The sequence below is a fragment of the Sodalis sp. dw_96 genome (genome assembly GCF_018449575.1).
GTDB lineage: Bacteria > Pseudomonadota > Gammaproteobacteria > Enterobacterales > Enterobacteriaceae > Acerihabitans.
The window spans coordinates 58,915-82,151 of record NZ_JAAVUT010000020.1 but is presented as its reverse complement, the minus strand read 5'-3'; the positions used below and the strand labels follow the sequence as shown (position 1 = coordinate 82,151).

Here is a 23,237-nt window from a genome sequence, read left to right as displayed (position 1 = left end):
AATTGATGACCGCCGCTGCCGCGCCCTAAACTTCCTTATCGTTTATATCCGTCATCTTTCAAGTTGCAGCTGTGTTGGCTACAACTCGAAATCTATTGGATATACCACCGCTGTTCATAAAAAAACAGTCAATGTTCCGAGGAGCTTTATCATGCCGCTTCATCAAGCATCCGCCAAAGTCTGGGATTCGCGGCGTACGGAAAAAAAACGCCGGATTGAAAACCTTCGCGCCGTCGCCGACGGAAAGGTGCTGCCCACCGATAAAATGACCGCCATTCTCGAAGCCGTTCTGGCCCCTGGGGATCGCGTGGTTTTGGAAGGCAATAACCAGAAACAGGCTGATTTTCTTTCCCGCATGCTGGCTACGGTCAATCCGGAGAAAATCCATGATTTGCATATGATCATGCCCAGCGTCAGCCGGTCCGAACACCTTGACCTTTTTGAAAAAGGCATTGCCCGTAAATTGGATTTCGCTTTTTCCGGCCCGCAAAGCCTGCGTATTTCCCAATTGCTGGAAGACGGGTCGATGGAAATAGGCGCCATCCATACCTATATCGAGCTTTACGCACGACTGTTTGTGGATTTGGTGCCCAATATCGCCCTGATTGCCGGCTTTAAAGCCGATCGCAAGGGTAACCTTTACACCGGCCCCAGTACCGAGGATACCCCGGCGCTTGTGGAAGCGACGGCGTTTAAAGACGGTATCGTTATCGCCCAGGTCAATGAACTGGTGGATGACGAAAACGACCTGCCGCGGGTTGATATCCCCGGTTCATGGGTGGATTTTGTGGTAGTGGCGGATAAGCCCTTCTTTATCGAACCGCTGTTTACCCGTGATCCCCGATTGATTAAACCGGTGCATGTCCTGATGGCTATGATGGCTATCAAAGGTATCTACGCCAAACATCAGGTGCAGTCGCTTAATCACGGTATCGGATTCAACACCGCCGCCATTGAGCTGCTGTTGCCCACCTACGGCGAACAGCTGGGCCTGAAAGGCAAAATCTGTCGTCATTGGACCCTCAATCCCCATCCGACCTTAATTCCCGCCATTGAAAGCGGCTGGGTAGAAACCGTGCACTGCTTCGGCGGTGAACTGGGAATGGAAGAGTATATCGCCGCCCGCCCGGATGTGTTTTTTACCGGCGCCGATGGTTCGATGCGCTCCAACCGCGCCTTCTGTCAGCTGGCCGGTCAATACGCGGTGGATATGTTTATCGGTTCCACCCTGCAAATCGACGGCCTGGCCAACTCCTCCACCGTGACCCGCGGACGGCTGTCCGGTTTCGGCGGCGCGCCGAACATGGGGCACGATCCTCACGGACGCCGGCATCCCACTCCCGCCTGGCTGGACATGATTGAAGAGCCGGATCCGATGCAGCGCGGTAAAAAGCTGGTGGTTCAGATGGTGGAAACCTATCAGGCCGGGGCCAAACCGTCATTCGTGGAAAAACTGGAAGCGGTTGAAGTAGGACAGAACGCGGGTATGCCTTTGGCGCCGGTAATGATTTACGGCGATGACGTGACCCATGTGCTGACGGAAGAAGGCATCGCTTATCTTTACCGGGCGCGTTCCATGGAAGAGCGTCGGGCGATGGTGGCCGCCGTGGCGGGCATTACCGATATCGGCCTGGGAGTGGATGCCGCACGGGTGGCGGATCTGCGCCGCCGGGAACTGGTGGTCTACCCCGAAGACATGGGCATTAAGCGTTCCGATGCCAGCCGTTCCATGCTGGCCGCCGGCAGTATCGCGGATTTGGTGGAATGGTCGGGCGGGCTGTACCAGCCGCCGGCTAAATTCCGGAGCTGGTAATGAAAGCCCTTACCGCAGTGACGGCGTACGACGTCGAAGCGCAGGCCGACAGGCTCTCCGCCCTGGCGGTACGGGCGCTGATTGAAGAGGCGCGCCTGAGCCCCAAACCGGGTCTGGTGGATAGCCGTGGCGCCGGGGCGCATCGGGATCTCAGTCTGGACCTGATGGAACGCTCCGCCCGCAGTCTGCAATCAACCTTTTACCGATTGGCGTTGCACAGCTGGCTGCGTCCGGCCGATGCGGCGTTGCGCCAGGAGATCGGCCGTTTGGGCCGAGAAGGCGAACAGCAGATGATGGCGGCCACCGGCGGCGTCAATACGCATCGCGGCGCGATTTGGGCGCTGGGTTTATTGGTCAGCGCCGGCGCCATGCTGGGGGGACGGGGCACAGTGGAGTCTATTACCGCCGCCGCCGCTCAACTGGCGACGCTGCCGGATCCCTTCAGCCCGAAGAGCTTCAGCAAGGGGCAACGGGCGGTTCAGCGCTACCGGGTACCGGGGGCGCGGGATGAAGCCGTGGAGGGTTTTCCCCATGTCGTACGCCGCGCATTGCCGCAATTACACCTCAGCCGCCGGCAGGGCGCCGGCGAGTCCCAGGCCCGGCTGGACGCGTTAATGGCCATTATGTGCACGCTGACGGATACCTGCGTGCTTAACCGGGGCGGCATGGCGTCACTGACGGCCATGCACCGGGGCGCCGCGGCGGTCCTGGCTGCCGGAGGAACCGCCTGCCGGGCGGGGCAAGACGCCCTGGCCGAACTGGAGCGCCGCATGCTGCGGGACAACGCCTCGCCGGGCGGCGCGGCGGATCTGTTGGCGGCTACGTTTTTCCTCGATTGGGTTAGCGCCTGATCATTTACATCATCATGAGGATGCTATGGAAAGAATCGAATTGCATTTTCCCGCCGGTGAGGCATTGCCCGCACAGGCACTGGCCGGCGTAGTGGGTTCCGGCGATCTGGAGGTGCTTTATCAACCCTCCGCGGAAAAATCACTGCAGGTCACGGTGACCTCGTCGGTGGACGGCGGACGGCAGCGCTGGCAACACCTGTTCGAACGGGTCGGCGCCGCGCGCGCCCTGCCGGCGGGCCGGTTGGATATTAATGATTTCGGCGCCACACCCGGAGTTGCCCGTCTGCGAATCGAACAGGTTTTCGAGGAGGCCGAACATGTCTGAAAGAACGAGTTTTATTGAGCTGAGCGCCCGGCAACGGGCCCGGGCCATGCTGGACGAGGGCAGTTTTCATGAACTGCTGGGGCCGTTTGAACATATTGTTTCCCCTTGGCTTGAACCCCAGGGCATTGTCCCCCAGTCCGACGACGGCATGGTGGTGGCAAAAGGCACCTTGGACGGTAAACCCACGGTAGTCGTGGCCATAGAAGGCGCCTTCCAGGGCGGCAGCATGGGGGAAGTCTCCGGCGCCAAGATGGCGGCGGCACTGGAACTGGCGGCGGAAGATCATCGCCGGGGCATCAAGACCCAGGCGGTGCTGATGCTGGAAACCGGCGGCGTGCGCTTACAAGAGGCCAATCTCGGCCTGGCCGCCATCGCCGATATTCACGCCGCCATTGTGGATTTGCGCCGTTACACCCCGGTTATCGGGATTGTGGCGGGCACGGTGGGCTGTTTCGGCGGGATGTCCATCGCCGCGGCCCTGTGCAGTCGCCTGATTGTCACCCGCGAGGCGCGTTTGGGCCTGAACGGACCGCAGGTAATTGAACAGGAAGCGGGCCTGGAGGAATACGACTCGCGGGATCGCCCGTTTATCTGGCGGATGACCGGTGGCGAAGTGCGTTATCAGGCCGGTTTTGTCGACGCCCTGGTAAAGGACTCTCTGGCGGAGGTCAAACAGACCACGGTGGATTTCCTACGTCAAGGTATCCCGTCCCGATTGCGTACCGATGACTATCGCCGCTATTTGGGCAAACTCAATGAATTCGACACCCGCCAGCAAGTGGAAAAAGAACAGATACTGGCGCTGTTTAGCCGGGAGGATCGCTCATGAATACCACCTATCTAAGCCGGGGAGATTATTGGTTTTCCCTGCTGACCGCCGGCGCGACCTTACGCCAGGGGCAATGCGCCTCGGTGAAAGTGGCCGACGGCGAACTGAATGGCCAGCCGGCGCGTTATATCGCCGTAGTGCCCGATGCCGGTAATCACTACCCGCGCGCCGCGCTGGGGGAAGTCGGCCTGCTGGAAGGCTGGACGCTGGACGAAGCGGTCAGCGAAGTCATTAATCTGGACAAAGAAAATGCTGTCAAACGCGCCATTGTGGCAGTTGTGGATGTGCCGAGCCAAGCCTATGGCCGCCGGGAAGAAGCCTTCGGCATTCACCAGTCATTGGCGGGGGCGGCCTCGGCCTATGCCGAAGCCCGGTTGGCGGGACATCCGGTCATTGCCCTTATTGTAGGTAAAGCCATGTCCGGCGCCTTCCTGGCCCACGGTTATCAGGCCAATCAACTGATCGCCTTTAACGACCCGGCGGTCATGGTCCATGCCATGGGTAAAGAATCCGCCGCCCGCATCACCCTGCGCTCGGTCGCGGCGCTGGAAAAATTGGCGAAAACCATTCCGCCGATGGCCTACGACATCGAAAATTACGCCACTCTCGGTCTGCTGGCGCAGCTACTGGACATCGCCAACCCCGACCAGGCCGGCGATGGGGACGTGGAACGGGTGCGCACCGCACTGACGGAAGCCCTGGCCAAGGCCCGCAAGCAAGGCAGCAGTCTGGCCAATCGGTTAACCGCCGAGAACCGCCACAGCTCGCTGCTGGTGAGGGAACGCATGCGTCAGGAGTGGTAACAAAAATCCAGCCCAGGCCTTCAACACCTGCCGTCACCGGAAAACGAGTGGCTTTAGATTACTGAGAAACTGGCCCCTGGACCAATGAGGAGGGACAGGATGCTAGAAGAGTAAACCGTCCGCGCCAGGGATGGCGCGGATCGAGCCTCCATGGATGGATTCACGGCGTGTTTACGATCTAGCATCCTGTCCCGCCCAGGCGCTTTGTTTAGAAACTCGTTTTCCGGCTCACGAATAATAACAATGCCATCGCGGCCGGGCTAAAAACATTATTTTTCTTTCTTGAACGGATGGTTATATGACTTATATTATTTTGCACGCTCTGGCGCCGATATTCGTGATCATGTTGCTGGGCTATTACGCCGGCAAAGCAAAAATGGTAGTGAATTCCAATGTTTCGCTACTGAATGTCTATGTAATGGACTTTGCGTTGCCCGCCGCGCTGTTCAGCGCCACGGTGCAAACTCCCTGGAAAGGGATAATCAGCCAGTCGCCGCTGATTCTGCTGCTGGTTCTTTCCATGTGGATTGCTTACGCCGCGCTGTATTTCATCTGTACGCTGGGATTTAAAAAATCGCCCCAGGATGCGGCGGTATTAACCCTGACGGTGGCGCTGCCGAATTATGCCGCGCTGGGCTTGCCGATTCTTGGCAGCGTACTGGGGGAAAGCTCCGCTACCTCACTCTCGGTGGCGGTGTCCATTGCCTGCGGTTCGGTGTTGATGACGCCGTTCTGCCTGCTGATTCTCGAACGTGAAAAGGCCCGCGCCAGCGGGGAAAGTCATGGGTCAACCCTGATGCTGCTGCCGGTATTGATGTGGCGCTCGGTGAAAAAACCTATTGTCTGGGGCCCGTTGCTCGGGGTATTGCTGTCGGCGTTTGGATTAAAGATGCCGGAAATCGTGCTGGCTTCCATCAAGCCCCTGGGACTTTCCGCCACCGCCTCGGCGCTGTTCCTCACCGGCGTTATCCTGTCGGCCCGTAAACTGAAAATCAATGCGCCGGTGCTGCTTTCCTGCCTGACCAAAAACATCATCCAGCCCTTTATTACCATAGGCCTGTTATATGCTTTTGGTATCACCGGGCCGGTGGCGGTCACCGCGGTATTGATGATTGCCTTATCGGCGGGTTTCTTCGGTATCGTGTTCGGTAACCGTTTCGGCGTGCAATCGCCGGACGCGGAAGCCACGCTGTTGATAAGCTCCATACTCTGTATCATCACGTTGCCGTTGTTTATTACGCTCAGCGCCGGACTGTAGCCGGAGGAGTCGTTATGCGTCCGCCAGCACCGCACGATTTGTTATGGATTGATGATTGCCGCCGGCTGAATTGGCGGCAATCGCCGCCGCCCTGGGTTGCCGCCCAATGGTCGCCGTCATTGCCGCTGGTGGTGCGCCGGGACGGGCGCTTGCCGACCCCTATCCCGGTGGGGATTCGCGGAACGCTGCGTTCTCTGCGGGCCGCGGCCTGGGTTAATGCCGATGCGGTCATCCGGGTCGTCTCGCCCGAAGCGCTGGTGGGGAAAGTGGCTCAAAGCGACCTTGGGAGCAACGAGGCGTTGCCCGTGATACAGGCGTTACGCCAAATGGCGGCGTTGGAGTGGCCTTGGCCCTGGGGCGTCACCGGCAGTTGCGGTTATATGCTGGCCACCGGGCAACCAGTTTGCCGCGCCGAAAGCGACCTGGATATGCTGATCCGTTGCCCGCAGCCGCCGCAGCCAAGGGATTTCGCCCGCTTGATGGCGTTCGTACCCCAGTTGCCCTGCCGGGTGGATATCCAGTTGGAGACCCCGTTGGGAGGATGCGCGCTGACGGAATGGCTGCGAGGAGGCAAGGTCATGGTAAAGACCGCCGACGGCCCTATACGGGTAACCGACCCCTGGGTGAATGAGGAACAGGACGATTGCAGCGCCGAGGACCATTATTGATGGCGCGGTCAGTCAAACGCGAGAACAGATTTTCCACCGTTTAACCATACCGGAGGGTTCGGTGAAAATTTTACTGACATTTCCCGGCCAGGGGCCGCAGGTCCCCGGCATGCTGCATCAACTGCCCGAGGGTGAAGAAACCCGTAATCTGCTGGACCGGGCCACGGCGATTCTCGGCGAGCCGGTTCTGGGGTGGGATAGCGCCGAGGCGCTGAAATCCACCCGTGCCGTGCAGGTTTGCTTGTATATCGCCGGGGTGGTTTATGCCCGCCGGGTACGGCGGGCCGGTATTCACGCCGATTTTGTCAGCGGCCTCTCCATCGGCGCGTTTCCTGCGGCGGTGAGTGCCGGCGCGCTGGGCTTCGACGACGGCTTACGGCTGGTGGCGCTGCGGGGTGAGCTGATGGAGCGGGCTTATCCCGACGGTTACGGACTGTCGGCCATCACCGGCCTGTTGCAACGGCCGCTGGAGCAGCTTATCGCCCGGGTTCACTGGCCGGATAACCCGGTTTACCTGGCCAATCTGAATGCCGAGGATCAGTTCGTGATCGCCGGCAGCGAGCGGGCCATGGAACAGGTCTGCGCCCTGGCGCGAGAGCAGGGGGCCGGACGCACCCAGCGACTGGCGGTGGCGGTGCCGTCCCATTGTGAGCTGTTGAAGCAGCCGGCGATGGAACTGGCCGCCGCCATGGCGAAGGCCAGCCTGCGGCGTCCTGATATCGCTTACCTCAGCGGCAGCACCGGACGAGTATTGTGGCAACCGGACCGCATCGCCGACGATCTGGCGATGAACATGTCGCGGCCGGTGCATTGGCAGGACGCCATGGTGAGCGCCTATGAGCGGGACGTCCGCCTGGCGATAGAAATGCCGCCGGGTGCCGTGCTCACCGGCCTGACCAAACGCGTGATGGAACAGGGGGAGGCCATTGCACTCAGCCAGCATTCCCTTGCATTGGTTACCGCCCTGGCCGGCCGGCTGTTGCGGCAGTGAGGGAAAGGGCCGCCTGTGCTTCGGTATTACGGCGGTCGAGGGCATACATCCTTCCTTCCGCCAACAACGCCAGAATATCCGGGTCGTGCTCGCGGTTGCGGGCAAAAACCAGCGCGATGGTTTGCCGCATTTGATAAGGCGTCGCCAGCGGCAGCATACGAAAGGCGGGATCGTGGATTTTTTTCATCCTCCCCGGCAGCAGGGTACAGCCGACACCGGCTTGCACCAGGTTCACCATGGAAAAAATATCGTTGACCCGGGTGACAATCTGCGGTTCGAAGCCGGCGATATGAAAGGCTTCCTGAAAGCCGTGATAGGTGGCGAACCCCTCAGTGAGGGAGACGAACTTCTCTTCTTTGAAATCTCGCAAATCCGCCGGGCCGATAACGGTATGCACAGTGGCGGCGGGTACGGCCAAAAAGATATCATCGTTAAATAACGGCAGCGTTTCAAAACGCGACGGGTCTATTTGGGTATCGCTGACCGAAATCAGGATGGCATCCAACTGCTGATCCTCGAGGCGGATAAGCAAATCCTGGTTGGATCCCATCTGTAATTCCAGATCCAGCGCCGGCCGGCGCAGCTTTAAACCCATGATCAATCGCGGTACGGTATCGAGGGTAAGGGAATAGAGCGTGCCGAGTTTAAGCCGTCCCTGCCCGATCCCCCCGCATTTACGGGTTTCCTCGATGCCCCGTTTCATCAGATCCACCACCTCGCGGGCATATTCCGCCAGGGTTTCGGCGGCGGGAATGGGGGAGAGGTTACGGCCCTGATGAATAAAAAGCGGGCAGCGGACGCTTTCTTCCAGCGTATGCAACGCGCGGTGAACGCTCACCGTGCTCAGACCCAATACCTCGGCTGTACGGCTGATCTTGCGCTTGTCCATAAAAGCCAGGAAAATTTCCAGCTTCCGAAAGGTGATGTCATTATCAATCATAAAATCGCTATTCTTGGAGATCCGGAGTGAAGATCTGAAGCCGCAAAGTCCATTTATGGATTCGCCAGCCAGAAAAACTGATAAGGTTCCAGGCTAAACGTTTTTCCACCGATTATCTCACGACAACTTATCACATCCCGAAAATGGCCGTCAGGCAAAGTGCAATTTATGGCTTTGGCGCTCAGGTTGAACAGGCAAAGTATATCTTGGCGCGGGTGACGCCGGTGAAAAGCGAGCAGGGCATTATCCAATTCAAGGACGTCCATGGCGGCATCCGGATGAAACGCCGGCTGTTGGCGTCGGGTTTGTATGAGTCCGCTTAATTGATGGAACACCCGCGAGCGTAAAGAGGTTTCATCCTGCAGCGCCGCCTCGATGGCTTTCAGAGGATATTTTTCCCGGTTAACCGCACGGTTGTAACCGGCGGCTTTAACCCCTTCATAATCGTTGCGCGAGCCCAATATGCTTTGGATGTAAACCGCGGGCACGCCGGGGAACGCCAGCAAAATGGCATGGGCCAGCAGAAAACGGCGCAGCCGGATATCGTCGGTATCCTTGCGCCGGTTAAGGGCATCCATGAAAGTGACATTGATTTCGTAGGGGCTGGTGGTGCCATCGGTATTTTGTTTATAGGAGACCAGCGCCCCTTCCGATTCCAGGTCGCGCACAAGGTTGTTGATTTCCAGTTCCGGCAGGATGCCCCGGAGCGGGTTCATGCCGATGCCGTCGTGGGAGGCGAGGAAGTTCAAATAGGTGGTATCGGTGCGGCCGGTATCAAGGGACGCCGCCCATTGCCGCAGGGCGCGGCTGCTGCCGTTATGAATGGCATACAGCACCAGCGGCGGCAGGGGGAATTGATACACCATCTGGGCCTCGTCGCGGCCGTTGCCGAAGTAGCTGATATTGTCTTTATGGGGCACGTTGGTTTCGGTGATAATCACGGTACCCGGCGCCACTTCATCGACGATGGCGCGAAACAGTTTCACCAGCAGATGCGTCTTCGGCAAGTGTATGCAACGGGTGCCGAGCTCTTTCCACAAATATCCCACCGCATCCAGCCGGATGTATTCCGCCCCCTGCGTCAAATAGTGCAGCAGCACGCCGATGATACTGATGAGCACATGAGGATTGGCAAAATTAAGATCCACCTGATCCGCGCTGAAGGTGGTCCATAGATATTTGGTTTGCTGGTCTTTGGTAGTGAAGGGCGTCAATAACGGCGAGGTGCGGGGGCGGGTGACGGTGCTCAAATCGGTGGCGGGGGGCAGGGCAATAAAAAAATCTTCGAAATCCGTTTGCTGCTCCCGATATCCCGCCAGCCATTTGCTGTGAGATGAAATATGATTACAAACAAAATCGAACATCAGGCGCGTGTATTCATTGAGCGTGCTGATATGTTGCCAGCTACCGACGATGGGGTTCACCTGATGATAATCAATGACCGCGAAACCATCATCGGAGGAGTAGGGGTAAAAAGGTAACAGATGGACCAGGTTGAACGTCTCTTTCAGCCGCTGTTGAAAAAAGGTGGTCAGGCTCACCAGTGTGGGTTGTTCCGCCTCCATAAACTGGTCTGCGTAGGTAATCAGCACCACGTCCTTTTGGTCCCAATGAGTTTTGCGCTGCTGTTGCAGGGTCGACTTGGCAAAATTGATTTTACTTTTGATGGTATCCAGCTGTGCCTGAGTCAATGACGAGGCATAAATCTCTTCAAGTAAATGGGTAATGGCTTCCATCATTGCACCTTGTTGATGTGACGACGTCCTGAAACAGCGCGACCTTGGCAATCAAGCCATGTTGTCAATGTAGCCATTAGAAATAAAAGCGCAAACCTTCTTATTTATTCTGTAATGGCGGCGGCCGGCCCATATCATTCGCCGGCAACCATTAATAAGCTTAATTACAAGAAGTTATTAGGACAGGATTTTGTTCTGGTGCGTTAACGAGATGACTGATTTGCGGAGCAGTCCGATCCCGTGGCTTAACGTTCAGGGGTCAGCAGACGATAGGTCTCGGTGCGACATTTCCGGCTCTGCGGGCAATGTTTGCAACCTGTGCCGCCGGCAGCGGCGATACGCTCCGCCTGGCCCATGCTTACCAGCCGCTCCAGCATGGCTTGTGTCAAGGCGACGGAAAGATTCAACTGGGCGCTTAGCTGGGCGGTGTCGGCCTGTCCCCGCAGCGCCAGGGCGTCACGTAATTGCAGCAGGCTGCCCATGATTATTCGCCCTGATGGCAGCACTGGCCGGAAGCCGTATGGCGCCGGTCAGGTTCGGTACGGGCCAGTGACAGGGCAAAACGGTGGCGCAGCAGGTATAGTGCGAAGATAAACAGCGCGTTCGCTGTTAATACCAGCAGGATGGCCATCATACTCTGTGCCGGGTGGGCGGCAAAAGTCGCTCCTTGGTAAAACAGGGTCGCCAATGAATAGGCGACGTTAATGCCCCAGAACACCGACAGGCTCATCCAGCCGCGATTGCTCTCCCGCGAGATGGCGCCCATGACGGAAACGCAGGGTACATAGAGCAGGACAAAGATCAGATAGCTGTAGGCGGCCACGGCGCCGCCGAATTTTTCGCTCATGATCCCCATGGCGCCGCCGCTCATTTCCCCATCGCCTTTACTGGCTTCAATGGGGTTGGAAAGGGTGCTCAGGCTCAGGGTTTCAAGCAGTTGTTGCCGGGTCTGCGTCACCGCGCCGGTCAACAGGGCCAATAGATCGTATTCATCCGCATCGAATGACGCCTCGGCCATGTTTTCCGCGGTGTAAAGCTGATTCAAGGTGCCCACGACCACCTCCTTGGCCAACACGCCGCTCATCAATCCCACCGTGGCCTGCCAATTATCCGGCGCTACCCCCATGGGTGCCAGAATGGGAGTCATTGACTTGCCCAGCGACGCCAGCGCCGAGCTATTAATCGTATCCGCCGCCGTGCCGCGCAGGGTGAAACTGCTCAACATGCCGATAAAAATACCGGCGGCGATAATCACTTTGCCCGCCCCCAGCAGAAACATTTTCAACCGTTGCCAGGTTTGCGTTAGCAGGCTTTTGATATGAGGAACATGGTAGACCGGCAGCTCCATGATGAAGGGCGTTGCCTCGCCGCGCATAATGGTGAGTTTCAGCATCAGGCCGGTGAGGATAGCCACGGCGATACCCAGCAAATAGAGTGAAAAGACCGCCAGCGTTCCATGCTGTCCGAAAAACGCCGCGGCAAATACCGCAAAGATGGCCAGGCGGGCGCCACAGGACATGAATGGCGCCATCATGATAGTCATCAGCCGCTCGCGGTGGCCATCCAGGGTGCGGGCGGCCATGACCGCCGGCACATTACAGCCGAAACCCACGATCAGCGGCACGAAGGATTTGCCAGGCAGGCCGAGGGCCAACATCATCCGATCCATGACGAAGGCGGCGCGGGCCATATAACCGGTCTCTTCAAGAAACGACAGAAACAGATACATCATGCCGATTTGCGGGATTAACGGCAGTAGCGTATTGATGCCGCAGCCGATGCCCTGCGCCAGCAGCCGGGTAAGCCAATAGGGGAAATCCAGGGTGTGCCCCAGCCACTGCGCGCCGTCGATAAACAGCGCCGCCGAGCCCAGTTCGAAGAACGGTTTGAAGGCTCCGCCGACATTGATGGCCATGAAAAACATCAGATACATCACCAGGAAGAAAAACGGTATCCCGAGCCAGCGATTCAGCGCCAGCCCATCCAGTCGATGGCTGCCCCGGTCGGCTTCGGCCTGATGTCCGCGGCTCACCGACTGGCATATCCGGCCAATTTCGCCATAGCGGGCATCGGCGATTATCAGTGCCGGTTCATCCCCAAGCGACAGGTCGAGCTCGTCGCGAATGATTTCCAGGTGGTGACGGTTAACCCCGGCCCGGGCACAACAGTGTATATCCCCTTCAAGTATTTGCAGCGCCAGCCAATATCGCGGATCCCTGTCGGCACTGGCCGGCAAACGGGGTATTAAAAGGTCTAACGCCTCGGTAATGGCCGCCGGATAGACCACCGGAAGCGGGGGGGTGAGGTTGACCGCGCCCGTAATGGCCTTTTTCAACGCGTCAATGCCGGTGCCCCGGGTGGAGACTAACTGCACCACCGGGCACCCAAGCCGCCGCGACAACGCGTGAATATCGATATGGACCCGCTGACTGCGGGCGATATCCAGCATGTTCAGCGCCAGTATACAGGGCATCCCCGATTCGAGGATTTGCAGGGTCAGATAGAGATTGCGTTCCAGATTTGAGGCGTCCAGCACGTTAATCAACAGATCGGCTTCCCGGCCGAGAATAAAATGGCAGGCTATTTGCTCATCCAGGGAAGTTTGCGCTGACAGGGTGGTTAAAGAATAGGTGCCGGGCAGATCAATCAGCTGGACCTGTTGTCCGTCGACTATAAATTCGCCTTCCATGCGTTCCACCGTCACCCCGGCCCAATTGCCCACGCGCTGGCGGCTGCCGGTCAATTGATTGAATAACGTGGTTTTTCCGGCATTGGGGTTGCCAATCAGGCCGATGGTAAGCTTGTTCATATCCAGCGGGCTTCCGTAATAAGACTGGGCTAAGATAAAAATGCGGGGTGGAGTGATACATTTTATTCATAAAAGATTGTCTTCATAAAAAATGCCTTCATAAAGAAATATATTCATAAAACAAGGAATCAGCATTCATCATCAAATATAATCTGGGTAAAATCTTTTTTACGTAACGCTATTTGTGTGCGGCGTATTTCAATTTGAATAGGATCGCCTAACGGGGCAATGCGGATTACGCGAAAGGAGCTGCCGGGCAGCATGCCAAGGGAAAAAAGTTTTTGCCGGAAGGCCAGGCTGATGTTGCTGGTGTAGCCGGTGATGGTATAGTTTTGACGTGGGATAAGGTGCATGTAACCTTCTTTCTCATGAAAAGGATGTCCAACAGCAAGCTGTTATGAATTGGATAATATACTTAATATTAATTATGTAATTTATTTCTAAGACTATAATATCAGCCTATTCATTCATGCCATGGATTATAGAAAAGAAGGCCATAGAATGGCAGTGTTTTTAACACCAATGAGATTCATTTGCAAATAAAAAATATTCTTGAATGGATAGGATACAGGATGTTCATTTGAGGTTAATAAGTCATATATCGTGGGGATTAATTAAATAATGAAGTGGTAATTTTAGCTTTCTAATGATTGATGAACTTATTAATTATAACTACCGGCATATTTTAATTCATTCCTGTTTGGATGAGATGCGAGCCGTCTCGACAATAATGCAACCAGTGCAAAAGGGTTATGGCTGTGCCGGTATTGGTAGAGGCAGCCAAGATTCAATAAGTCATTTTTACCTGAACGATGAAGATGTGGAAAATTAAAAAAAATCGGCAAAGGTAAAACTATGCTTGGATATGATCCTTCATTGATGTTTCTAACAACGAAGAAATGATCTCTGTAAGGGGAAGCGTGACGTATAAAATTATCGGGTATAAATCTTACCAAAGGACGATAACGAAAATATCAGTTTTGTAACCTTGGGTTCAGGGGTGATTGGAGGCACGCTCATTACCGTGAGAACGTATAAGTTCGGAACAAACGATCCAACACTAACGGACATCCAGGAAATCAGCGAAGATTCCCCTTTGTGAAAGGGGGAAAGGGAATAAAAAAACCCGGCTTGGTAAGCCAGGTTATTTTATTTTGCTTCGCCGGGATTGGTGGTCACTTTGAAGCAACGCCGCATGTAACTATTAGCACTTGGAGATTTTAGCATTTCTGACGATATCGTCAACCTAATGTGACGGTCCGTTTCAGATAAGAAATTTATAATCGGCGGGCTAATAGTTATACGAATGTGGTCCTCTATGGCGTGGTTGAATTATTGTCCTGCAAGTTTACCCAATCAGAAACAGGTGGTGCTGTCTGATCTGCCTCCGCCCACAGAGTGCCGCATGTCTCTATTAGCACGGATACTCGTCGCGAGGGACACCCAAAGGCATAAGCGACGCGTGGCGCTCTGCCATAAATAGGAGCAGCCTCAGTGATTAGTCTGAATACTGTTGTGGTGACGCTGAATATTATTCACGTTATCTTGCAGATAATCGTTGCCGTCAAGCAACTGACCGGACGTCCGTAGGGATTGAAGGAACTGAATAAAGGCAGAAGGTTAACCACCCTCTGCCTTTTTTAGTTTCTGGAGATTACAATCAGCCAGTTTAAGCTCTCAAAAATAAAATCGATTTTAATTCAGTACGCCGGCCGGTGTATCCCATATTCAGGGCATGCTATTTCAGCGCTTTTTACCCAACGCGGCGGCCAACGCGTCGCCCATGGCGCTGTTGCCGGCGGCGGAGGCGCTGCCCTGGCGGTTTTTCGCCGCCGGTCGGGCCGGGGCATCGCGCCGCTTATCGCCGCTGTCGCGGCGGCTGGCTGTTTCCCCCGGCTGCTCGTCCAAACGCATGGTCAGGGCGATGCGTTTGCGCTGGAGGTCCACATCCATGACCTTGACCTTGACGATATCACCGGCTTTGACCACTTTATGGGGATCGTCGACGTAATGCGTCGCCAGTGAGGAGATATGCACCAGGCCGTCCTGATGGACGCCGATATCCACAAAAGCGCCGAAATTGGTAACATTGGTGACGGTGCCTTCAAGTATCATGCCCAGGGTTAGGTCATTCATGGTTTCCACCCCTTCGGCGAAGGTGGCGGTCTTGAATTCAGGCCGCGGGTCGCGCCCGGGTTTTTCAAGCTCCTTAAGAATATCGGTCACCGTGGGCAGCCCCACCCGTTGGTCGGTAAAACGTACCGGGTCCAGGGTGCGCAGGGCATTGCCGTTACCCATGACGTCCTTTAGGGGGAGCTGTATCGCCTGAAGAATGCGTTCCACCACCGGATAGCTTTCCGGGTGCACCGTGGAGGCATCCAGCGGATTATCGCCGTGATTGATGCGTAAAAAACCTGCGCACTGTTCGAAGGCTTTCGGCCCCAGGCGACCGATCTTCAGCAATTGATTGCGATCGCGGAACCGGCCGTTTTCATCCCGCCAGTTGACGATATTTTGCGCCATCATCCGGGTCAGCCCGGCAACCCGGGTCAGCAAAGGCACCGAGGCGGTATTCAAATCGACCCCGACGGCATTCACGCAGTCTTCCACTACCGTATCCAGTTTTTTCGCCAGCAGGCTTTGGCTGACATCATGCTGATATTGGCCCACACCGATGGATTTCGGGTCGATTTTCACCAGCTCCGCCAGGGGATCCTGCAGGCGACGGGCAATGGACACCGCGCCGCGCAGCGACACATCCAGATCCGGGAATTCCAGCGCCGCCAGTTCCGATGCGGAATAGACCGACGCTCCCGCCTCGCTGACAATGACTTTTTGCGCCGTGACGGCAGGAAACTGCTCTTTAACCTGGGCAAAGAAACGCTCGGTTTCACGGGAGGCGGTGCCGTTGCCGATGGCCACCAGCTCCACCCGGTGCTTAACGCATAGTGCCGCCACGGCGGCAGCGGCCTTCGCCGTCTGCCCGGTATGGGGATAGATGGTATCGGTGGCCACCAGCTTGCCGGTATCGTCCACCACAGCCACTTTTACTCCGGTGCGTAAGCCCGGATCCAGTCCCATGGTGGGGCGCAAACCGGCCGGCGCGGCCATCATCAGGTCGTGCATATTGCGGGCGAACACCTGGATGGCCTCTTCTTCTGCCTTCTCCCGGATAGTGCCCAGCAGTTCGGTTTCCAGGTGCAGCAGGATTTTAATGCGCCAGGTCCAGTTAACCACGCTTTTGCGCCAGGCATCTCCCGGCGCCTGATTCAGGCGCAGCTGCAAATGATCGATAATCATCTGTTCGCAATGACTTTCCCGGGGCGGCTCGTCGCTGTGGGGATCGGCATTGAGTGAAATCTGCAATATGCCTTCATTGCGACCGCGGAACATGGCCAGCGCGCGATGTGAAGGGACCTGAGACAAAGGTTCCTGATGAGAGAAATAGTCGCGGAATTTCGCCCCTTCTTCTTCCTTGCCGTCCATAACCCGCGCTTCCAGGTGGGCATTTTTCCACAGATAATGGCGGATTTTGGCCAGCAGGGCGGCATCCTCGGCAAAACGTTCCATCAGGATATACCGCGCCCCGTCCAGGGCGGCTTTGACGTCGGCCACGCCTTTTTCGGCGTTCACATAGGCCGCCGCCACGATTTCCGGCTGTTGGGTGGGATCCCGCCATAACAGTTCGGCCAAGGGTTCCAACCCCGCCTCGATGGCGATTTGCCCGCGGGTGCGCCGTTTGAGTTTGTATGGCAGGTAGAGATCTTCCAACTCGGTTTTGCTCAGCGTCGCGTTAATTGACGCCGCCAGGGGTTCGGTCAATTTACCCTGTTCGTCGATGGATTTCAGAATAGTCTGACGTCGATCCTCCAGTTCCCGCAGGTAACCGAGGCGGGTTTCCAATTGGCGTAACTGAGTATCGTCCAGGCCGCCGGTTACCTCTTTACGGTAACGGGCGATGAAAGGGACGGTATTTCCTTCATCAAGCAGGCGGATCGCGGCGTCTACTTGTTCCGGACGCGCCTTTAACTCAGCGGCGATAAGGCGATTCAGGGGTTCATTCATCATACTGTTTCGGTCGTCATCACGTTATAGGTAACTTATGCAGTGGACAGTTATACGGATTGCGTGAGCAAAATGCCAGCCGGGCGAGTATCCGGCGACGTCGGTTTGATAGTGGCGCCTCACCGAAGGCCGCGGTCTGTGATATATTTCATACCCGTCATACGTCAAGTTGCATCTAGGGTATATCGTCCGGCAATAATCCTTACGTTAAAAGGTCATGATGAAAACGAACCTTATTACCCGTCAGGGCTACCAGGAATTACAGGCGGAATTGGACCACCTGTGGAAGCGCTACCGGCCCGAAATCACCGAAAAAGTCTCCTGGGCCGCCAGCCTGGGGGATCGCAGTGAAAATGCCGATTATCATTACAATAAAAAGATTCTGCGGGAAATCGACAGGCGGGTACGTTACCTGCGTAAGGTATTGAAAGAGGCGCGAGTGGTGGATTACTCGCCGCAGCAAGAGGGCAAGGTTTTCTTCGGCGCCTGGGTGGAGGTGGAAAATGAGCAGGGGGAGCGGATCGGTTTTCGCATCGTCGGGCCTGATGAAATTTTCAAACATAAATCCTATATTTCCATCGATTCCCCCATGGCGCGGGCATTAATCAAAAAAGCGGTGGATGACGAAGCGGTGGTGCAAACCCCCAATGGGCCGAAGACCTGGTATGTGACCGCCATTTCTTATCAGCCGCGCCCGGAATGATTCAGGATTATTTAACCGGGAAACAGGTTCTTAAATTTGCGAATCGGCGCACAATAACTTTATAGCCGCAGCGGGTGTCGCCAGGTAAAGCGAATGTCGGTGAATTCGTTATTGACCGAGGTGTGAGCCTGGGTAGGGAATTGATGGATAATAGTGGATAATATTTATCATTCCGGCGTTCTATGCTGTCCCGGCCAGTTGATATCCAAAGAGAGAGAAAAATGTGGATAAGGCCCAAAGGTTTTCGGGTGATTAATGCCTGAAAGGCGTTTTTGAGGCTCAAAGTGTGGATAACTACGTATTTCCATATGCTTTGTAACAATTTTGCTTAGAATATACACCTGAAACCGCTGTCCGTGCCTTACGGGTTTCTGAACAATACGCTTACGGGCGTATCGCCTTTGGGAGAGAGACAATGCAAGAGAATTACAAAATTCTGGTCGTGGACGATGATATGCGTTTGCGGGCATTACTGGAGCGGTATTTGACCGAGCAGGGTTTTCAGGTGCGCAGCGTCGCCAATGCGGAGCAAATGGACCGTTTGCTGACCCGCGAGTCGTTTCACCTGATGGTGCTCGATCTGATGTTGCCCGGAGAAGACGGTTTATCCATTTGCCGGCGTCTGCGCAGCCAAAGCAACCCGATGCCGATCATCATGGTCACGGCAAAAGGCGAAGAAGTGGACAGAATTGTCGGTTTGGAGATCGGCGCCGACGACTATATTCCCAAGCCGTTTAATCCACGTGAATTGCTGGCCCGTATCCGCGCGGTCCTGCGGCGTCAGGCCAATGAATTACCCGGCGCGCCTTCTCAGGAAGAGGCAATTATCGCCTTCGGCAAATTCAAACTGAATCTCGGCACCCGCGAAATGTTTCGCGAGGACGAACCCATGCCGCTCACCAGCGGTGAGTTCGCGGTGCTTAAAGCATTGGTGAGTCATCCCCGCGAGCCGCTATCTCGCGATAAACTGATGAATCTGGCCCGTGGCCGCGAATACAGCGCCATGGAGCGTTCCATCGATGTACAGATTTCCCGCCTGCGCCGCATGGTTGAGGAAGATCCCGCCCACCCGCGTTATATCCAGACCGTATGGGGTTTGGGCTACGTATTTGTGCCGGACGGCAGTAAAGCATGAGGCGATGGCGCTTCTCTCCGCGCAGCTCGTTTGCCCGCAGTTTGTTGTTAATCGTTACCTTGCTGTTCGTCAGCCTGGTGACGACCTACCTTGTGGTCTTGAATTTCGCCATTCTGCCCAGTTTGCAGCAATTTAATAAGGTCCTGGCCTATGAAGTCAGGATGTTGATGACCGACCGTCTGCAACTTGAGGACGGTACGCTGCTGGAGGTCCCCCCGGCGTTTCGGCGCGAAATTTACCGTGAACTGGGTATTTCCCTTTATACCAAGGCGGCGGCGGAAGAGAGCGGACTGCGCTGGGCGCAGCATTACGAGTTCCTGAGCCAGCAGATGGCGCAGCAGCTTGGCGGGCCCACCGATGTGCGGGTGGAAGTGACGAAAAATTCGCCGGTGGTCTGGTTGAAAACCTGGCTGTCGCCGGATATTTGGGTACGCATCCCGTTAACGGAAATTCATCAGGGCGATTTTTCACCCCTGTTCCGCTACACCCTGGCTATTATGCTGTTGGCCATAGGGGGCGCCTGGCTGTTTATTCGTATGCAAAACCGGCCGCTGGTGGATTTGGAACATGCCGCGCTGCAGGTGGGAAAGGGACTTATCCCGCCGCCGCTGCGCGAATACGGCGCCTCCGAGGTGCGCTCGGTCACCCGGGCTTTTAATCAAATGACCTCCGGCGTGAAGATGCTGGCGGATGATCGAACGCTGCTGATGGCCGGCGTCAGCCATGATTTGCGGACGCCGCTGACGCGTATCCGACTGGCCACCGAAATGATGAGCGCCGAAGACGGTTATCTGGCGGAGTCCATCAATAAAGATATCGAGGAATGCAATGCCATTATCGAGCAGTTTATCGATTACCTGCGTACCGGGCAGGAGATGCAGACCGAAATGGCCGATCTCAACGCTATCCTGACGGAAGTGGTGGCCGCCGAAAGCGGTTATGAACGTATTATCGAAACCAGTCTGTTTGACGGCGAGCTGATGGTGAACGTGAATCCGTTATCCATCAAACGGGCGGCGGTGAATATGGTGGTCAACGCCGCGCGCTACGGTAACGGCTGGATCAAGGTCAACAGCGGCAAAGAGGCCCTGCGGGTCTGGTTTGAAGTGGAAGACGACGGTCCGGGCATTGAGCCTTCCCAGCTGAAATACCTGTTCCAACCCTTTGTCCGCGGCGATAGCGCCCGTAGTACCAGCGGTACCGGATTGGGCCTGGCGATAGTACAGCGCATTGTGGATGCTCACACCGGCACGCTGGAGATTGGCAGCAGCGAGCGGGGCGGATTACGGATACGCGCCTATTTGCCATTGCCGGTAAACGCCACGGATCATGCCGCGGGTACCGCCATGCTGAAGGTGAGCTGAGAGTCGCATAACCGCAGTCATGCTCAATGCTGTTATCAGCGGGATCCCATAAAAAAGCCCTTTATTATCGAGGACAGCGTCTCTGATGATAAAGGGCGGATTGCTACAGGGTATTATCTGGATGCGCCGTTAACCGGCCGGGTGGCTCTCATCCCTGAAAGCCACCGCCCTGTGCCGATATCAACTGGAATAACGACTTGCAGGCATCATTCCACGGTTACCGGCATAAGGACGTTTTAAAATGCCGGCCCGGCTTTTACCAGTGCCTCTCCTGCCGGGGTATCGGTGTATTTATCAAAGTTGGTGGTAAAGCGGCGAGCCAGATCCTCGGCTTTTCCCTGCCATTCAGCTGGATCCTCATAGGTCTTGCGAGGATCGAGGATATTGCTGTCCACTCCGGCAAGCTTCATCGGCACGGCCAGATTGAATATCGGCAATGTAATGGTTTCTTCATCGTCAATATCACCGCTTAATATGGCGTTGATAATGGCTCGGGTCGCTTTTATGGAAATACGTTTGCCGGTGCCGTTCCAGCCGGTATTCACTAAATAAGCCTTGGCACCTACGGCGCTCATGCGTTTTGCCAGGACTTCGGCATATTTTGTAGGATGCAGGGATAAGAACGCCGCGCCGAAGCAGGCTGAGAATGTCGGCGTTGGGGCAGTGATTCCCCGTTCCGTACCGGCCAATTTGGCGGTGAACCCTGACAGGAAATGGTACTGCGCCTGTTCAACGGTCAGCCGCGATACCGGGGGCAAAACCCCGAAAGCATCGGCGGTGAGGAAGATCACCTTGGACGCATGGCCGGCTTTGGAAACAGGTTTAACGATATTTTCAATATGGTAGATAGGATAGGAAACCCGGGTGTTTTCGGTTTTGCTGCCGTCATCGTAATCCACACTGCCGTCGGCACGGACCACCACGTTTTCCAACAGGGCGTCGCGGCGAATGGCCTGATAGATTTCCGGTTCGGCTTCGTCGGAAAGATGGATGGTCTTGGCATAACAACCGCCTTCAAAATTGAAGACCCCGTCGTCATCCCAGCCATGCTCATCGTCGCCGATGAGCCGCCGTTGCGGATCGGTGGAAAGGGTGGTTTTGCCGGTGCCGGACAGACCGAAGAATATCGCTACATCATCATCGGCGCCGACATTGGCGGAGCAATGCATGGAGGCGATGCCTTGCAGCGGCAGCAGGTAGTTCATGATGGAGAACATACCTTTTTTCATTTCGCCGCCGTACCAGGTGCCGCCAATCAGCTGCATCCGTTCGGTTAAATTGAACGCAACAAAGTTTTCCGAATGCATGCCCTGTTTTTGCCAATCCGGATTGGTGCATTTGGCGCCGTTCATCACGACGAAATCCGGTTTAAAATCCACCAGTTCTTCTTTTGTGGGACGGATAAACATGTTCTTAACGAAATGCGCCTGCCAGGCCACTTCGGTAATAAACCGTACCTTCAACCGGGTATTTTCATTGGCGCCGCAAAACGTGTCCACAACAAACAGACGTTTGCCGGAAAGCTGTTTAGCCACGAGCTGTTTAAGCTCGCTCCAGGTTTCCTGACGTAACGGGTGATTGTCGTTATTACCTTTACCCTGATCCGACCACCAGACCGTATCGCGGGTAACGTCATCACGTACCAAATATTTATCTTTCGGCGAACGTCCGGTAAATATGCCGGTATCCACAGCTACTGCTCCGGACTGGGTCACGGTGCCACGCTCGAACCCTTCCAGGGAAGGATCTGTCTCTTCCTGGAATAATTGCGCAAAGCCCGGGTTATAAATCAACTCACTACAGTCGGTGATGCCATATCCGACAAGGTCATGCGCACTGATACCATAACTTGCCATCTGACGACTCCTTAGCTTTCGATTAATGCCTACTGAGATTGTAAGGTTTAATTAGCCCATCACTGAGAGGTGGGTCAAGGAATAACCTAAGTCAGCAGTCTTTACACTGATTTGTGTGCTGACGCATAAATTCTGCTTCAGCTTGGGGTAATATCAGCAGGTTAATCTGTATGGATTTCTGCAGGCCAGAATTATCCCCCGTCAGTGCAATTGCACGTCAGAGCCGTCAGCGCCTTGCTTAAGTGTTTTGATATCGTCCGCGTCGAAGCGATAAAGGCTGCCGCAAAAATCGCAATGCATATCTATTTTGCCATCTTGAACCAGCATCTCTTGTAGGTCGTGTTCCGGCAGCGTCAGCAAGGCGTCAGCACATCGTTGGCGTGAGCAGGTACAGCGGAAGCTCACTTCCTGCGCCGGATAAAGCGTCACTTCGTCCTGATGATAGAGCCGAAATAATACTTCGTTCGCCGGCAAATTGAACAGTTCTTCTGCTTTTACGGTGGCGGTCAGCTGTGTCAGATGTTCAAAATCTTCCTCGCTGGCGTTTTGCGCCGGCAGCACTTGCAGCAGCATGCCGGCGGCGGCCACGTCGCCGTTATGGATGCCGGTGCGGATAAACAGCCGGGTCAACAGCTGTTCGGATTGCAAAAAGTAATTTTCCAGGCAATCGGCCAGGTGTTCCCCCTCCAGCCCCACTACGCCTTGATAACGTTCCCCTTCGTCCGGCGTCAGCGTGATGACCAGATAACCGTTGCCCACCATCTGATGCAGGGTGCTGTTATCGTCGATGGCGCCGTCGATACGCGCCACGCCGCGCATATGCTGCTCATGGTCGCCATTGATCACCGCCAGGCGCAGCGGACCGTCTCCCTGTAATTGCACGGTGATTTCTCCCTTGAACTTTAACGTTGCGGTGAGCAGGCTGGTGGCCACCAGCATTTCCCCGAGCAAATTTTTCACGCGTGGCGGGTATTCATGCTGCCCGAGGACCTGCCGGAAGGTATCATGCAATGAAACCAGTTCACCCCGGACGGCATAATTCTCAAACAAATAACGGTGTAGCTGGTCTTGAATGGCCATAATCGTCTCTT

General features: G+C 55.7%; 19 protein-coding genes. 11 read left to right on the top strand and 8 right to left on the bottom strand.

The features are described from left to right. Window positions 1–151: 151 nt before the first annotated feature. The 8 genes from mdcA (at window position 152) to mdcH (ending at window position 7,538) form a co-directional block, all read left to right on the top strand. Window positions 152–1,813 carry a malonate decarboxylase subunit alpha gene (gene mdcA, locus HB631_RS21895; protein WP_213993289.1) on the top strand — a complete coding sequence of 554 codons (1,662 nt, stop codon included), beginning with the start codon at window positions 152–154 and terminating at the stop codon, window positions 1,811–1,813. Further along, window positions 1,813–2,664, top strand: a complete 852-nt coding sequence (locus HB631_RS21890; protein ID WP_213993288.1) for a triphosphoribosyl-dephospho-CoA synthase — start codon at window positions 1,813–1,815, stop codon at window positions 2,662–2,664. Before mdcA ends, HB631_RS21890 begins: the two co-directional genes overlap by 1 nt. A gap of 25 nt (window positions 2,665–2,689) precedes the next feature. Beyond that, on the top strand, window positions 2,690–2,989 hold the full coding sequence (locus HB631_RS21885; protein ID WP_213993287.1) for a malonate decarboxylase subunit delta: 300 nt from the start codon (window positions 2,690–2,692) through the stop codon (window positions 2,987–2,989). Continuing rightward, a complete protein-coding gene (locus HB631_RS21880) occupies window positions 2,982–3,818 on the top strand; it encodes a biotin-independent malonate decarboxylase subunit beta (protein ID WP_213993286.1) in 837 nt (278 codons plus the stop codon). The genes HB631_RS21885 and HB631_RS21880 overlap by 8 nt, the downstream gene beginning before the upstream one ends. Then, a complete protein-coding gene (gene mdcE / locus HB631_RS21875; RefSeq protein ID WP_213993285.1) occupies window positions 3,815–4,621 on the top strand; it encodes a biotin-independent malonate decarboxylase subunit gamma in 807 nt (268 codons plus the stop codon). The genes HB631_RS21880 and mdcE overlap by 4 nt, the downstream gene beginning before the upstream one ends. Window positions 4,622–4,919: 298 nt before the next feature. Continuing rightward, entirely contained in the window at window positions 4,920–5,879 is a 960-nt protein-coding gene (locus HB631_RS21870) for an AEC family transporter (RefSeq protein WP_213993284.1), read from the top strand. A gap of 14 nt (window positions 5,880–5,893) precedes the next feature. Continuing rightward, window positions 5,894–6,547, top strand: coding sequence for a malonate decarboxylase holo-ACP synthase (locus HB631_RS21865; RefSeq protein WP_213993283.1), 654 nt, complete (start codon window positions 5,894–5,896; stop codon window positions 6,545–6,547). A gap of 61 nt (window positions 6,548–6,608) precedes the next feature. Continuing rightward, the gene (gene mdcH, locus HB631_RS21860; RefSeq protein WP_213993282.1) at window positions 6,609–7,538 is read left to right on the top strand and encodes a malonate decarboxylase subunit epsilon; all 930 of its coding nucleotides are present in this window, start codon (window positions 6,609–6,611) and stop codon (window positions 7,536–7,538) included. Here mdcH and HB631_RS21855 read toward each other — a convergent pair. From HB631_RS21855 to HB631_RS21830, 6 genes are all read right to left on the bottom strand, one after another. Further along, entirely contained in the window at window positions 7,504–8,478 is a 975-nt protein-coding gene (locus HB631_RS21855; RefSeq protein ID WP_213993281.1) for a LysR family transcriptional regulator, read from the bottom strand. The two genes, mdcH and HB631_RS21855, sit on opposite strands and share 35 nt — an antisense overlap. A 53-nt stretch (window positions 8,479–8,531) precedes the next feature. Then, a complete protein-coding gene (locus tag HB631_RS21850; protein ID WP_275955697.1) occupies window positions 8,532–10,214 on the bottom strand; it encodes an alpha-amylase family glycosyl hydrolase in 1,683 nt (560 codons plus the stop codon). Between the two features lie 245 nt (window positions 10,215–10,459). After that, window positions 10,460–10,696: a FeoC-like transcriptional regulator gene (locus HB631_RS21845; protein WP_213993279.1), complete on the bottom strand. Its 237-nt coding sequence runs from the start codon at window positions 10,694–10,696 to the stop codon at window positions 10,460–10,462. Window positions 10,697–10,698: 2 nt separating this feature from the next. Beyond that, a complete protein-coding gene (gene feoB / locus HB631_RS21840) occupies window positions 10,699–13,023 on the bottom strand; it encodes a Fe(2+) transporter permease subunit FeoB (RefSeq protein WP_213993278.1) in 2,325 nt (774 codons plus the stop codon). 128 nt (window positions 13,024–13,151) lie between these two features. Then, entirely contained in the window at window positions 13,152–13,376 is a 225-nt protein-coding gene (feoA, locus tag HB631_RS21835) for a ferrous iron transporter A (RefSeq protein WP_213993277.1), read from the bottom strand. A gap of 1,390 nt (window positions 13,377–14,766) precedes the next feature. Continuing rightward, complete coding sequence (locus HB631_RS21830) at window positions 14,767–17,088, bottom strand: Tex family protein (protein ID WP_213993316.1); 2,322 nt, start codon at window positions 17,086–17,088, stop codon at window positions 14,767–14,769. Window positions 17,089–17,308: 220 nt separating this feature from the next. Here HB631_RS21830 and greB point away from each other — a divergent pair, with 220 nt between their 5' ends. The 3 genes from greB (at window position 17,309) to envZ (ending at window position 20,290) form a co-directional block, all read left to right on the top strand. Next, window positions 17,309–17,791 carry a transcription elongation factor GreB gene (gene greB, locus HB631_RS21825; protein WP_213993315.1) on the top strand — a complete coding sequence of 161 codons (483 nt, stop codon included), beginning with the start codon at window positions 17,309–17,311 and terminating at the stop codon, window positions 17,789–17,791. A 415-nt stretch (window positions 17,792–18,206) separates the two neighbouring features. Further along, complete coding sequence (ompR, locus tag HB631_RS21820; protein ID WP_003853014.1) at window positions 18,207–18,926, top strand: two-component system response regulator OmpR; 720 nt, start codon at window positions 18,207–18,209, stop codon at window positions 18,924–18,926. Beyond that, entirely contained in the window at window positions 18,923–20,290 is a 1,368-nt protein-coding gene (gene envZ / locus HB631_RS21815) for a two-component system sensor histidine kinase EnvZ (protein WP_213993276.1), read from the top strand. Before ompR ends, envZ begins: the two co-directional genes overlap by 4 nt. A gap of 236 nt (window positions 20,291–20,526) precedes the next feature. Here the strand turns inward: envZ and pckA are convergent, their stop codons facing one another. Together pckA and hslO are read right to left on the bottom strand one after the other, a co-directional pair. Then, window positions 20,527–22,146 (bottom strand): phosphoenolpyruvate carboxykinase (ATP), encoded by a 1,620-nt coding sequence (gene pckA / locus HB631_RS21810; protein WP_213993275.1) that lies wholly within the window; start codon window positions 22,144–22,146, stop codon window positions 20,527–20,529. Between the two features lie 201 nt (window positions 22,147–22,347). Next, window positions 22,348–23,226 (bottom strand): Hsp33 family molecular chaperone HslO, encoded by an 879-nt coding sequence (gene hslO / locus HB631_RS21805; protein ID WP_213993274.1) that lies wholly within the window; start codon window positions 23,224–23,226, stop codon window positions 22,348–22,350. Between the last annotated feature and the right edge of the window lie 11 nt (window positions 23,227–23,237).

Coding starts and splice junctions, on each gene's coding strand:
- mdcA (WP_213993289.1), top strand. CDS start 152: ATGCCGCTTCATCAAGCATCCGCCAAAGTCTGGGATTCGCGGCGTACG.
- HB631_RS21890 (WP_213993288.1), top strand. CDS start 1,813: ATGAAAGCCCTTACCGCAGTGACGGCGTACGACGTCGAAGCGCAGGCC.
- HB631_RS21885 (WP_213993287.1), top strand. CDS start 2,690: ATGGAAAGAATCGAATTGCATTTTCCCGCCGGTGAGGCATTGCCCGCA.
- HB631_RS21880 (WP_213993286.1), top strand. CDS start 2,982: ATGTCTGAAAGAACGAGTTTTATTGAGCTGAGCGCCCGGCAACGGGCC.
- mdcE (WP_213993285.1), top strand. CDS start 3,815: ATGAATACCACCTATCTAAGCCGGGGAGATTATTGGTTTTCCCTGCTG.
- HB631_RS21870 (WP_213993284.1), top strand. CDS start 4,920: ATGACTTATATTATTTTGCACGCTCTGGCGCCGATATTCGTGATCATG.
- HB631_RS21865 (WP_213993283.1), top strand. CDS start 5,894: ATGCGTCCGCCAGCACCGCACGATTTGTTATGGATTGATGATTGCCGC.
- HB631_RS21855 (WP_213993281.1), bottom strand. CDS start 8,478: ATGATTGATAATGACATCACCTTTCGGAAGCTGGAAATTTTCCTGGCT.
- HB631_RS21850 (WP_275955697.1), bottom strand. CDS start 10,214: ATGGAAGCCATTACCCATTTACTTGAAGAGATTTATGCCTCGTCATTG.
- HB631_RS21845 (WP_213993279.1), bottom strand. CDS start 10,696: ATGGGCAGCCTGCTGCAATTACGTGACGCCCTGGCGCTGCGGGGACAG.
- feoB (WP_213993278.1), bottom strand. CDS start 13,023: ATGAACAAGCTTACCATCGGCCTGATTGGCAACCCCAATGCCGGAAAA.
- feoA (WP_213993277.1), bottom strand. CDS start 13,376: ATGCACCTTATCCCACGTCAAAACTATACCATCACCGGCTACACCAGC.
- HB631_RS21830 (WP_213993316.1), bottom strand. CDS start 17,088: ATGAATGAACCCCTGAATCGCCTTATCGCCGCTGAGTTAAAGGCGCGT.
- greB (WP_213993315.1), top strand. CDS start 17,309: ATGAAAACGAACCTTATTACCCGTCAGGGCTACCAGGAATTACAGGCG.
- ompR (WP_003853014.1), top strand. CDS start 18,207: ATGCAAGAGAATTACAAAATTCTGGTCGTGGACGATGATATGCGTTTG.
- envZ (WP_213993276.1), top strand. CDS start 18,923: ATGAGGCGATGGCGCTTCTCTCCGCGCAGCTCGTTTGCCCGCAGTTTG.
- pckA (WP_213993275.1), bottom strand. CDS start 22,146: ATGGCAAGTTATGGTATCAGTGCGCATGACCTTGTCGGATATGGCATC.
- hslO (WP_213993274.1), bottom strand. CDS start 23,226: ATGGCCATTCAAGACCAGCTACACCGTTATTTGTTTGAGAATTATGCC.